This window comes from Chromobacterium sp. FG89 (genome assembly GCF_057808735.1).
The window spans coordinates 55,810-68,182 of record NZ_JBMDIQ010000016.1 but is presented as its reverse complement, the minus strand read 5'-3'; the positions used below and the strand labels follow the sequence as shown (position 1 = coordinate 68,182).

10 protein-coding genes and 2 tRNA genes are annotated in these 12,373 nt (G+C 64.5%); 4 read left to right on the top strand and 8 right to left on the bottom strand.

What is annotated here, in order from left to right; all coding sequences use genetic code 11:
- Window positions 1–40 precede the first annotated feature (40 nt).
- From fliD to ACODRW_RS16235, 3 genes are all read left to right on the top strand, one after another.
- On the top strand, window positions 41–1,399 hold the full coding sequence (gene fliD, locus ACODRW_RS16245) for a flagellar filament capping protein FliD (protein WP_107799201.1): 1,359 nt from the start codon (window positions 41–43) through the stop codon (window positions 1,397–1,399).
- A 209-nt stretch (window positions 1,400–1,608) separates the two neighbouring features.
- Window positions 1,609–2,604: an LD-carboxypeptidase gene (locus tag ACODRW_RS16240; RefSeq protein WP_233246670.1), complete on the top strand. Its 996-nt coding sequence runs from the start codon at window positions 1,609–1,611 to the stop codon at window positions 2,602–2,604.
- Between the two features lie 102 nt (window positions 2,605–2,706).
- On the top strand, window positions 2,707–5,151 hold the full coding sequence (locus ACODRW_RS16235; RefSeq protein WP_488906176.1) for a S9 family peptidase: 2,445 nt from the start codon (window positions 2,707–2,709) through the stop codon (window positions 5,149–5,151).
- A 141-nt stretch (window positions 5,152–5,292) separates the two neighbouring features.
- On the opposite strand, the gene ACODRW_RS16230 is transcribed toward ACODRW_RS16235, so the two are convergent.
- Window positions 5,293–6,435 carry a HoxN/HupN/NixA family nickel/cobalt transporter gene (locus tag ACODRW_RS16230; RefSeq protein ID WP_488906175.1) on the bottom strand — a complete coding sequence of 381 codons (1,143 nt, stop codon included), beginning with the start codon at window positions 6,433–6,435 and terminating at the stop codon, window positions 5,293–5,295.
- 125 nt (window positions 6,436–6,560) lie between these two features.
- Here ACODRW_RS16230 and ACODRW_RS16225 point away from each other — a divergent pair, with 125 nt between their 5' ends.
- On the top strand, window positions 6,561–6,836 hold the full coding sequence (locus ACODRW_RS16225) for a metal/formaldehyde-sensitive transcriptional repressor (protein WP_107799205.1): 276 nt from the start codon (window positions 6,561–6,563) through the stop codon (window positions 6,834–6,836).
- Between the two features lie 338 nt (window positions 6,837–7,174).
- On the opposite strand, the gene ACODRW_RS16220 is transcribed toward ACODRW_RS16225, so the two are convergent.
- The 7 genes from ACODRW_RS16220 to ACODRW_RS16190 form a co-directional block, all read right to left on the bottom strand.
- On the bottom strand, window positions 7,175–7,984 hold the full coding sequence (locus ACODRW_RS16220) for a MetQ/NlpA family ABC transporter substrate-binding protein (RefSeq protein WP_107799206.1): 810 nt from the start codon (window positions 7,982–7,984) through the stop codon (window positions 7,175–7,177).
- Between the two features lie 67 nt (window positions 7,985–8,051).
- Entirely contained in the window at window positions 8,052–8,738 is a 687-nt protein-coding gene (locus tag ACODRW_RS16215; protein WP_107799207.1) for a methionine ABC transporter permease, read from the bottom strand.
- Complete coding sequence (locus ACODRW_RS16210) at window positions 8,738–9,475, bottom strand: methionine ABC transporter ATP-binding protein (protein ID WP_107799208.1); 738 nt, start codon at window positions 9,473–9,475, stop codon at window positions 8,738–8,740. The genes ACODRW_RS16215 and ACODRW_RS16210 overlap by 1 nt, the downstream gene beginning before the upstream one ends.
- Window positions 9,476–9,845: 370 nt before the next feature.
- Window positions 9,846–11,681 (bottom strand): SurA N-terminal domain-containing protein, encoded by a 1,836-nt coding sequence (locus ACODRW_RS16205; protein WP_488906174.1) that lies wholly within the window; start codon window positions 11,679–11,681, stop codon window positions 9,846–9,848.
- Window positions 11,682–11,753: 72 nt separating this feature from the next.
- Window positions 11,754–11,830 (bottom strand) — tRNA-Asp (locus ACODRW_RS16200).
- A 10-nt stretch (window positions 11,831–11,840) separates the two neighbouring features.
- A tRNA-Val gene (locus tag ACODRW_RS16195) sits at window positions 11,841–11,916 on the bottom strand.
- 44 nt (window positions 11,917–11,960) lie between these two features.
- Window positions 11,961–12,350: an HU family DNA-binding protein gene (locus tag ACODRW_RS16190; protein WP_474456863.1), complete on the bottom strand. Its 390-nt coding sequence runs from the start codon at window positions 12,348–12,350 to the stop codon at window positions 11,961–11,963.
- Between the last annotated feature and the right edge of the window lie 23 nt (window positions 12,351–12,373).

Below are 12,373 nucleotides of genomic sequence, written 5' to 3'. Positions count from 1 at the left end.
AAGCGCGCCAGCGGCAGCGGCGCGCCAGGGAGGCGTCGTCATGGCATCCATCACCACCAGCGTAGGGCCGCTGGACGTGCAAAGCATTGTCAGCCAGCTGATCGCAGTGGACTCGCAACCGCTGACCCAAAGCCAGAGCCGGGTCAGCAATTATCAGTCCCAGCTCAGCTCCATCGGCCAGATCAGCTCCGCGCTGTCCAGCCTGCAGACCGCCTCCACCGCCATGGCCTCCGGCAGCTTTCTGCAGCAATTCCAGATCGCCTCCACCGACAACACCATCGCCAGCGCCAGCGCCACCAGCGGCGGCGTGGCCGGCAATTACGCGCTCAACGTCACCCAGTTGGCCCAGCCGAGACAATTGGTGTTCGACCAAACCTCGGGCGGGCAAGCCATCACCGACCAGAACGCCGCGCTGGCCGGCGCGCCCGGCGCGCTGAGCTTCACCGTCAACGGGACCACCAGCACCGTGCAACTGGGCCAGAACGGCTCCGCCGTCTCGCTGTCCTCCATTGCCGACAGCATCAATAGCGCCGGCATCGGCGTCAACGCCTCGGTGGTGGAGTACAACAGCAAGTTCTCGCTGGTACTGGCCTCCGCGCAATCCGGCCCCGCCAACGCCTTCAGCATCGCCGCCGGCGGCAGCGACAGCGGCGCCGCGTCCGGCAACACTCTGGCCGGCCTGAGCCAAAGCAGCGCGGCCGCCGGCGAATCCGCGGCGGCCCAGGACGCCTTGCTCACCGTCAACGGCGTCAATGTGTCCAGCAGCAGCAACACCCTGAGCAATGTGATCAACGGCGCCACGGTCAACCTCAACAAGCTGGGCCAGGTGACGCTGAACATGAGCCAGAACACCGCCAACGTCACCTCCACGCTGCAAACCTTCGTCAGCGCCTACAACCAGGTGATCAGCGCCAGCAACGCCGCCCTCAACGGCAGCATGAAGAACAATAGCGACGTCATCGGCCTGCAAGAGCAGCTGTCCGGCCTGCTCAGCACGCCGGTGCCGGGCGTCAACGCCTCCTCCTCTTATGCCTACCTGGCCCAGGTCGGCATCACTCAGCAGGCGGACGGCACGCTGAAACTGGATTCCAGCGCCTTCACCACCGCGCTGAACGCCGATCCCGGCGCGGTGGCCAATCTGTTCGGCAACGCCCAGAACAACGGCTACGCCAACGCCTTCAACACCGCCATCAACAATCTGCTGGGCCCCAACGGCATGATCACCGCCGATCAGGGCGACATCAACGTCAAGATCAACGACGAAACCAATCTGCAGGCTCAGCTCAACAACCAGTTGGCCAACGAGAAAAGCTCGCTGCTGAACGAATACACCGCGCTCAACAGCGAGCTGTCGGCCATGCAGCAGTCCACCTCCAGCCTGGCCAATCTGCTGGCTTGAGCGCGGCGACGCCGGCGGCGGCGCTCTGCGCCGTCGCGGCGTTTGCCGTATACTGACGCAACTCACGCAGCCTCGCGCTGTCGAACCCCGTTTGCACCGGCCCTTCGGCCCCGGATTCAATGACTGCCCGCATTCAATACTCTCGTCGCCAACTACTCCAGATGGGCGCGCTCAGCGCCGGCCTTGGCCTCTTGCAAGGATGTCGCACCATGGTTGACCAATCCCTTCCCGCGCCGGCAGCCGTCGGCAGCAGCCTCTATTTCACCGCCTGCTCCGGCCCCTTGCCGGACGCGCGCCAAAAGCAGCAAGCCGTGGAGCGGCTGCGCCTGGCCGGCTATCAGCTGGAAAACGTCCAGGCGCTGGACCGCCGCCATCAACGTTTCGCCGGCAGCGACGCGCAAAGGCTGGCCGACCTCAATCAGCTGATCTCGCGCCGCAGCGCGCCGCAGCTGCTGGTGGCCGGCCGCGGCGGCTACGGCGCCACGCGACTGCTGCCCCACATCGACTACGGCCGGCTCTGCCCGCTGCTGCGCGAATCCGGCAGCCAGCTGATCGGCTACAGCGACTTCACCGCCATTCAGCTGGCCTTGCTGGCCAAGGGCGGGCTGGGCAGCTTCGCCGGCCCCATGGTCAGCGACTTCGGCGCCAAACAACCCAGCGCCTTCACCCTCAATGAATTCCTGACCACCACCACCACGGCCAACCGCCAGCTGCGCGTCGACGCGCCGCAGCGCCACAACGCCAGCGGCGAAGGCGTGTTCTGGGGCGGCAACCTCAGCGTGCTCAGCAGCCTGGTCGGCACGCCCTATCTGCCGGACATCAAGGGCGGCCTGCTGTTCCTGGAGGACGTCGCCGAACAGCCCTACCGCATCGAACGCATGCTGCAGCAGCTGCATCTGGCCGGCGTACTGGCCAAACAGCGCGCCATTTTCATCGGCGATTTCAATATGAGCCGCCAGGTCGACCTCTACGACCCCGGCTACACCCTGGACGCGGTGCTGGCGGAAATCCGCCGTCTGACCGGCGTTCCGGTGCTGACAGGCATTCCTTTTGGTCATGTCCACGACAAGACCACGCTGCCGATGGGCTTCCCGGCCCGCTTCAGCGCGGACGGCGGCGGCCTGACGCTGCAGTTCTTCGACTACCCGGTGACGCCGGCCAATCCGCAACAAAAAGAACTACTTAGCGTTTCCGCGCCGCTCTAGGGCGCTCGCGCCTCCCGCCGCCCGCGCGCGGCGCGCCTTGACGCTCCTGCGAGACTAGGGCAAGTTTTTCCGCTTGCCCGCCATCCCTCACAGGAGCCCCGCATGCCCCCTCGTATTCCGCTGCTGGCCGGCGCGCCGCTGATCGCCGGCCTGCTGGCCGCTGCGCCGTCAAGCGCCGCCGAACAGGGCTATCAGACCCCGCCCGCCGAATTGCGCGCCCTGGTGGACGCGCCGCGCCCGCCCTTGCAAAGCCTGGGCCCCAAGCGCCGGACCCTGCTGCAAATCCATCGCCCCGGTCTGCCCGGCATCGCCGACGTCGCCCAGCCCGAACTCAAGCTGGCCGGCTTGCGCCTGAATCCCGCCATGCGCGCCGCCAGCCGTTTCGACTTCGGCAACGCGCTAAGCCTGCTGGACGTGAAACAGGGCCGCAGCCGCGCGGTGCGCGGCCTGCCCGCCGGGGCCCGCATCGCCGACAGCGCCTGGTCCGCCGACGAAAGCCGCGTGGCTTTCAGCCTATGGGGCGCCAAGGGCGTGGAGCTGTGGCTGTTGGACGTGGCCGACGCCCGCGCGCGCCGGCTGGGCGAGGTCCACCTCAACGCCGCCACCGGCCCCGGCTTCGCCTGGTTCGGCGAACAGCTGCTGATCAAGCGCGTGCCGGCGAAGCAAGGCCCGGCGCCGCGGCCGCCCCAGGCTCCGAGCGGCCCCAATATCCAGCAAAGCGAAGGCGGCGCGCCGTCCCAGACCCGGACCTATCCCGACCTGCTCAAGACCCCCTACGACGCCGACCTGCTGGACTACCAGCTGCAAAGCCAATTGGCCTTGCTCAGCCTGGACGGCAAGCTCAGCCCCATCGGCCAACCCGACCGCTATCTCGGCGTCAGCGCTTCGCCCAATCGCCAATACCTGCTGGCCACCCGCCTGCAACGCCCCTACTCCGGCCTGGTGCCGATCTCCCGCTTCCCCAAGCGCGTCGACGTATTGGACCGGCAAGGCCGCATCGCGCATACCGTGACCCAGCGGCCGCTGCTGGAACGCATGCCTTCCGGCAACGACGCGGTGGAGACCGGCCCGCGCGAAATCGCCTGGCGCGCCGACGCGCCGGCCAGCCTGTTTTGGGTCGAAGCGCTGGACGGCGGCGACCCCGGACAAAACGCCGCCGAACGCGACGCGCTCTATCTGCAAGCCGCGCCCTTCCAGCAAGCGCCGCGGCAGCTGCAGCGGCTGGCCAGCCGCTTCGCCGACGTCCGCTGGGGCCGCGGCGACCTGGCCCTGGTGCGCGAACACTGGTGGAAAAGCCGTGAACTGAAAGTCTGGCGCGCGCGCCCCGACCAGGACCGGCCGCCGGAACTGCTGAGCAGCCGCAAATCGGAAGACCGCTACAGCGACCCCGGCGAGGCGGCCATGATCAGCAACGCCAACGGACAATCCGTACTGCAAACCACGCCGGACGGCAAGGCCATCTATCTGCTGGGCGAAGGCGCCGGCCCCGAAGGCGACCGTCCCTTCGTCGACCGCTACGCGCTGGACGACAAACCCGCCACGCGGCTGTGGCAATCGCAAGCGCCCTGGTTCGAACGGCCGGCCGCGCTGCTGGACGACGCCGGCCGGGACCTGCTGCTCAGCCGCGAATCCGTCAGCCAGCCGCCCAATCTCTACCGTCTGGCGCTGGGGCAAGCGTCCGGACCGCTGGCGCTGACCCATGTGCCGCACCCGACGCCGCAATTGAAGGACGTCGCCAAGACACTGCTGCGCTACCGGCGCGCCGACGGCGTGGCGCTGACCGCCGCCCTCTATTTGCCGCCCGGCTACGAGGCCAAGCGCGACGGCCCGCTGCCGCTGCTGATGTGGGCCTATCCCACCGAGTTCAAAACCGCCGCCGCGGCGAGCCAGGTGACGGAATCGCCCTACCGCTTCAATCGGATCAGCTATTGGGGACCGCTGGCCATGCTGGCGCGCGGCTACGCGGTGCTGGACGATCCGGGCATGCCCATCGTCGGCGAAGGCGAGAAAGAGCCGAACGACAGCTATCTGCCGCAGCTGAAAATGAACGCCCAGGCCGCGGTGGACGAAGTGGTGCGCCTGGGCGTGGCCGACCCGGCCCGCATCGCCGTCGGCGGCCATTCCTACGGCGCCTTCATGAGCGCCAATCTGCTGGCGCACACCCGGCTGTTCCATGCCGGCATCGCCCGCTCCGGCGCCTACAACCGCACGCTGACGCCCTTCGGCTTCCAATCGGAGGAACGCAATTTCTGGCAGGCCAGAGAGGTTTATCAAGCCATGTCGCCGTTCAACTACGCCAATCAGATCAAGGACCCGCTCTTGCTGATCCACGGCGAAATGGACAACAACCCAGGCACCTTCCCGCTGCAAAGCGAGCGTCTATACCAGGCGCTGCAAGGCCTGGGCGCGGTTGCGCGGCTGGTGACCCTGCCGGCGGAAAGCCACGGCTACCGCGCTCGCGAATCGATATTGCACATGCTGTGGGAACAGGACCGCTGGCTGGGACGTTACCTGGGCCGCGCCGGCGCCGCGCGGCAGCCGTCCTAGGAAACCGTTCAGAGTCGCGCGAGCACGAGCGGGACAAGGCCTTGCGGCGGAGAAAGCGGAGCGTGCAAGCGCTGCATGGGCATTTCGAAGCCGTACTCGCCGCGCCGCGTCCCACGAAGCGCGGCAGACCTTGAACAAGCGCTAAGCGGCGAGGCCGCGCGCGGCCTGCGCGGCCATCGCCAAGCCCACCAGGAACATCAGGCCGGCGGACAGATAGGGCGCGCGCCGCGCCCACTCGCCCAGGCCGCCGAAACGGGCGCCCGCCTGGCGCACGCCCCAGGCCGCCAGCACGCCGACGCTGACCAGCGCCAAGGCCAGCCCCAGGCTGAACGAAGCCACCATGGTGGCGCCCAGGGAGAAGCGCTTCAGATGCAGGCATAGCAGCAAAATGGTCACCGAGGCCGGACACGGTATCAGCCCGCCGGTCAGGCCGAACAAGGCGATCTGCGCATTACCCACCTTCCTGCCGGCGAAGCGCCGCTGGATGTGCTCGGCGTGCGCGCGTTCATGCGCGTCCTGATAGGCGGGCAGCGTCGCCGTCGCTCTTCGCGCCGGCTTGGCCGGCCCCGCGCTCACCGCCCGGCGATACGTCCCCGCCCCCTCGACGCCGGCCACCGCCGGCGCGAAACGCACGGGATAGCGATGAACGTGGCCGCCATGGCTTAGGAGCAAGGCCTTCGCCATCGCCCCGGCCGGCAAGCGCGGGCTGAGCAGATACTCCCCCTCAGTTTCAAAAGCCAGTTCCCCGGCCTCCTCCTCGCCTTGCCACGCCAGCGCCAAGCCGCGCCCATCGGGTTTCAGCCGTCGCAGGCCGGCGCCGTACTGGTACAAGGCCACGCGCAGACCGTCCTCGCGCAGAAGCAAGGCCTCGACCAGACCATGGCCGGTGTCTATCATGCTGCCGCCGTTTGGCGGCCGCCGCATGGCCCGCGCCGCCAGATTGTCCCGCCGGGTGCGCCACAACATCCAGGCCGCCACCGCCAAAACCACTACGGCGGAAAACAGCATCAGATACGGCTCCGCCTGCTCGGCGATCAACTGATTACCGTATTGGAGCGCCAGCGCCGCCAGCAGCCAGACGATCAGCGAATGCGACAAGGCCGCGCACAAGCCCAGCAGCACCGCCTGGCCTATGCTGCCGCGGATGGCGATGATGAAAGACGCCATCATGGTCTTGGAGTGCCCGGGCTCCAGCCCGTGCAGCGCACCCAACAGGATGGCGGACGGAATGAACAGCCAGAGATTGATGTTGCCCTGTTGGATCAGCTCGGCGATTGGCGGCATCTTTGACCTTCTTTACAATGAGTTCCGTTTGGCCGCCGTGGACGATTGGAATCAATGCGTCCAGTGGCGGATTGGCGTCAATATACTATACCCCAGTATATTATCAATAGAAGGAAGCTGCGCGCATGCCGCATACCGTGAAAGACAAGAAGAAATTATTGACCCGCGTCCGCCGCATCAAGGGCCAGGCGGAAGCGCTGGAACGCGCGCTGGAACAGGAAGTCGATTGCTCGGCCGTGCTGCAACAGATCGCCGCGGTGCGCGGCGCCGTCAATGGGCTGATGATGGAAGTGATGGAGGGCCATCTGCGCGAACATCTTGGCCCTGAGGCCGACGACCCGCTGCAGCGCAGCCGGGACCTGGAACAGGTGGTGGGCGTCTTGCGCTCCTATCTGAAATAAGAGCCCTAACAAAACCGCGCTGCGCACCTGAGCCAAGGCGCGCCGACACAGACAGTACCAGTACGACAAGGAGGCGCAACGCAGGATCAGAGGTTTTGTCAGCGGGCCTGAGAAACCTGTTTACGATCTGCTGCGCGTTGTGGAGCGTTACACGGTGAGTGCCCCTTCGAAATGCTCATGTACCGTGTGTACACTTTAGCTCGCGAGATCGTAAACACGTTCTAAGCGCGCAAAAAAATTGGGAGGGCTAAGCCCTCCCATCAAGTCTTGTAGCCAGGAGTGTTACAAGAAATCCTGCACCGCCGGCCGTCTGCCGGCGCGCAAATAAGCGATCTCGCTTAGTTCCAGTTCTGCGGCAGCTTGTAGCCCGCGTACTTCTGCTTGGCGAAAGCCTTGAACGCCGGCGAGTTGTAAGCCGCCACCACGTCCTTGGCCCAGGGCTTGGCCAGGTCCGCCGTGCGCACCGCGCCCCAGTTGACGTAGGCGTAGCTCTTTTCCTGATAGATCGCCTCGGTCAGCTTGATGCCGGAGCTGGTGGCGTAATTGCCGTTGATCACCGAGAAGTCCACATCGCTGCGCGAACGCGGCAGTTGCGCGGCTTCCAGCGGAATGATCTTGATCTTCTTCACATTGACGGCGATGTCGCGCTCGGAAGCGGTCAGCGGGTTGATGCCCGGTTTCAGCTTGACCCAGCCCAGATCGGCCAGCATCACCAGCGCGCGGGCGAAATTGGACGGATCGTTGGGGGCGGCCACGGTGGAGCCCACTTTGACGTCTTTCAGCGCCTTGATCTTGCCGGCGTAGATGCCCAGCGGCGCGGTCGGCACCTGGAACGCTTCTTTCAGGTTCAGCTTGTGCTCTTTGACGAAGTTGTCCAGATAGGGCTTGTGCTGGAACACATTCACGTCCAGCGCGCCTTCCTGCAAGGCCAGGTTAGGACGCACGTAATCGGTGAACTCCACCAGCTTGACCTTGTAACCCTGCTTTTCCAGGATGGGCTTGATCGACTGCTTGACCATGTCGCCGAAATCGCCGACGGTGGTGCCGATCACGATGTCCTTCTTGGCCGGGTCCGCCGCCAGCGCCGCGCCCGCCGTCGCCAAGCCCAATACCGACGCCGCCACTGCCTTGATCACGAATCTACGCATTTGTTTCTCCTGCTTGTCCATTGATAGGTAAAAGCTTAGCCCTGCCGGCGCCTGGCGCCGGCGGATGTCAACGTTTGTCCAGCTTGGCGGCCAGCCGGTTGCCCAGCAACTGGATGACTTGCACCAGCGCCACCAGCATCAGCACCATGGCCACCATCACATCGGTCTGATAACGGTAGTAGCCGTAACGGATGGCCAGATCGCCGATGCCGCCGCCGCCCACCACCCCCGCCACCGCGGTATAGCTCAGGAAGCTGATGGTCAGAATGGTCAGACTGGAAATCAGGCCGGAGCGCGCCTCGTTGAGCAAGACCTTGCAGATGATCTGCAGCGGGCTGGCGCCCATCGCCTCGGCCGCCTCCACCACGCCGCGCGGAATCTCGCGCAGCGTCTGCTCGACCAGACGGCCGAAATACGGAATCGCGGCAAAGGCCAGCGGCACCGAAGCCGCCACCGGACCGATGGTGCTGCCCACCAGCGCTCGCGTCAGCGGCACCAGCGACACCATCAGGATGATGAAGGGGAAGGAACGCACCAGGTTCACCACCCAGCCCAGCACGCCGTTCAGCGCGCGGTTGGCGAACTGCTGGCCCGGCTGGGTCAGGTAGAGCACGATGCCGAGCGGACCGCCCAGCAAGACGGCCGCGCTCAGGCCTATGCCCAGCATCACCAGCGTTTCCTGGAAGGCCTGCCAGATTTCCGGCCCCATGCTCACCAGGTTTTGCAATGCTTCGTTCAGGGTTGCGGCATCCATTACGCGGCCTCCAGCAGCGAGCGCGCCAGATCGGAATCCGCCGCCACCTCGTTATTCGACACATCCACCACTTCCACCACCCGGCCGGCGTCCAGGGCCGCCGCGCGATGGCAGATCGCCCTCACCACGCCCATCTCGTGGGTGACGATGACGATGGTGACGCCAAAGCGTTGATTGATGTCCTTCAGACAATCCAGCACGGCTTGAGTGGTTTTCGGGTCCAGCGCCGACGTGGGCTCGTCGGCCAGGATCACCTTGGGATTGGGCGCCAGCGCGCGGGCGATGCCGACGCGCTGCTTCTGGCCGCCGGACAATTGTGCCGGATAGTGATTGGCGCGGTCCAAGAGGCCCACCACTTCCAGGCATTCATGGACGCGCTTGTCGATATCCGCCTTGGCCCAGCCCGCCACTTCCAGCGGGAAGGCGACGTTGCCGGCCACGGTGCGGTTGGCCATCAAATTGAATTGCTGGAACACCATGCCGATATTCTGGCGCGCGCGGCGCAAGGCCTTGGCGGACAGGCTGGTCAGGTCTTCGCCGTCGACGATGACGGCGCCGTGGTCCGGACGCTCCAGCAGATTGATCAGGCGCAGCAAGGTGGATTTGCCGGCGCCGGAAAAGCCGATTAGTCCGAAGACTTCGCCCGGACGAATCGTGAGAGAGGTGTCCGTGACCGCATCGAACCAGCCCCCCTCGGGGTGACGGAAACGCTTACGAACATTTTGCAGATGAATCATTCCAAATACTCCAAAAACACAAGGCCCGCCAATGAACTTGGCGGGCCTTGCATGGGAATCTTCGGAATCACTACGGAATCGAGATTACTGTAAGCAGATGCTGGATCACGTCCTGGGGCTGCTTACCCACGCTTTAGCTGTTTTACGCCCGCAAGCTGTGTTCAAATCGGCGACTAAATTTGTTTATGATTGAACATCTATTTTCGTTTCCAGTCAATAGTTCCGACTAAAAAAGATTGAAATTATCTCATCCCGCTCAAAAAAACCGCCCGCTTAGCGCTCAAACTTATAAGCAAATCAGCGCGCGGCATATGAAAAACCGCCGCCAGCAAACGCTGACGGCGGCGATCGGACATCGTTCAAACCGGACTTATTGCGCGTCGGACAAACCCTGCTTGCCCATCGTCACGCTGTACTTCTGACGCAAGGTGTCCAGATAGCTGGACAGCTGGGCGTTGGCGTTCATCTCGCCCAGGATCGCGCTCAGCTGGCCGCGTTCTGCCTCGCTGGCCGCCGGCGCCGGAATCACCTTGTCGATGCGATAGAGCGCGTATTCGCCGTTGTCGCGCTTGGCGCCGGCGAAGGCCGGCAGCTTGCCCGCCTGAGCGGCGAACACCGCCCGCGCGTCGGCGATGGGCAGACCGGCCGGATCGCGGCGCAGCAGGGTCTTGGCTTCGCTCCAAGCCTTGCCCTCGCCCTTGCCGGCCTTCAGCTCGGCCAACAGCGCCTGGCCCTTCTTCTCGGCCAGCTTGGCGCCTTCCTTGGCCACCAGCTCGGCCTTGATCACCTCGCGCACCTCGTCCATCGTCTGCTGACGCTCCGGCTGATGTTCGGCCACGCGCACCACCAACAGGCGGCTGTTGCCGATGTCCACCGGCTCGCTATTGTGCTTCTTCTTCAGCACGTCTTCGCTGAACGCCGCCTCAAGCACTTTGGGGCTGTTGAGCAGCGGGTCCGCCGCCGGCTTGCCGCGGCTCAGCCAATCGGAATGCTGCGGCTGCAGCTTCAGCTGCTCTTGCAGCGCCTTCAGCGAATCGCCCTGCTGGTAGGCCAGTTCGGTCAGCTTGTCGGCCTGGCTGCGGAACAGGCTGCCCGCCTGCTGACGCTGCAGCTTCTCGGCGATAGCCGCCTTCACTTCGGCGAAGTCCTGAGCCTTCACTTCGTCCAGCTTGATGATGTGATAACCGAACTCGGTTTCGATCACTTCGCTGATCTGGCCCGGCTTCATGCGGAACACCGCGTCGTCGAAAGGCTTGACCATCATGCCGTGACCGAAGAAACCCAGATCGCCGCCATTGGCCGCGGAGCCCGGATCTTGCGACTTGGCCTTGGCCAGTTCGGCGAAACGGGCCGGGTTGGCGCGCACGTCCTTCAGCAAGGCCTCGGCTTCGGCCTTGATCTTGGCCTTCTGCTCCGGCTTGGCGTCCTTGGCCACCGTCAGCAAGATATGGGAGGCGCGGCGCTGTTCATTGCTGAACTCGGCCTTGTGTTCTTCGTAGTATTTCTGCAGCTCGGCGTCGCTGGGCTTAAGGCCTTGGGCCAAGGCGTCCTGGGACAGCAGCACGTAGTCGAGCTTAACCCGCTCCGGCACGCGGAAACGCTTCAGGTTGGCGTCGTAGAAGGCCTTGAGCGCGGCGTCGTCGGTCTTGACCTCGGCGGCGAAATCCGCCTGCTTCAACAGCAAAGAGCGCACTTCGCGGCCCTCGCCCAACAGGCCGGCCAGACGGTTGACCACGGTGCCGGCGACGAACTCGGTGCCGGCGATGCCGGTCAGCTGGCTTTGCAGCACGATGTCGCGCTTGACCTGGGCTTCGAAGGCTTCCGGAGACGGATAGCGGTTTTGCAGGAATTCGCGATAGCGTTCCGGGCTGAACTTGCCGTTGTCCTGGAAGGCGGGAATGGAGGCGATGACTTTGCGCAGCTGCTCGGGGCTGACGGTGACGCCGCGGTCATGCGCGTCGGACAGCAGCAGTTCCTGGCGGATCAGGTTTTCCAGCGCGGCCTGGCGGCTGGCCGGATCGGTGGGCTGGCCCTCCAAGGCTCGATCCAGATCGCGCTTGTAAATCTTGGCGGAACCTACCTTGGCGAGATAAGGGTCGTCGGAAGCTGCTTCATAGCTGCCCACGCCGAAGCCCACGAAGGTCAACGCAACAGCTCCCAATACAACCTGAATGAAGACTTTATTGTTCTGGACAAACTCGAACATGGCGATTGGCTTGAGCCACCCTTGTCAAAAAAAAAGGTGAACGCTGTATTTCGTTCACCTTTTTGTGAGTTCTGGCGGAGCGGACGGGACTCGAACCCGCGACCCCCGGCGTGACAGGCCGGTATTCTAACCAACTGAACTACCACTCCAACCGAAACTTGGTGGGCGTTGACGGAGTCGAACCGCCGACATTCTGCTTGTAAGGCAGACGCTCTACCAACTGAGCTAAACGCCCCTCGAAACACCTTGCCAGCCGCTAGGGGCTGCCAAGGCCGCTAATTATAGCGCGTCTTTCAGTGCCTTGCCAGCACGGAACTTCGGCGAACGAGCTGCCGGGATCTTGATGGTGGCGCCGGTCTTCGGGTTGCGGCCGCTGCGTTCAGCGCGTTCGCCAACGTAGAAGGTGCCGAAGCCCACCAGGGTCACGGTGTCGCCCTTTTTCAGAGCGTCGGTTACAGCGGCCACCATGCCGTCCAGCGCCTTGGCGGCGGCGGCTTTGGAGATATCGGCCTCAGCGGCAATAGCGTCAATCAGTTCAGACTTGTTCACGTAAGTCCCCTTTCGTCGTTCTCGGTCTACGTAATTCGGATAAAAACCGCTTGCTTTATAGCAAGGGCGAAATCCTTGTGTCAAGCGGCTTTGACGGGCATTTTGCCATTTCGCAAACACACTGGAAAGCCGCTTGAACACAA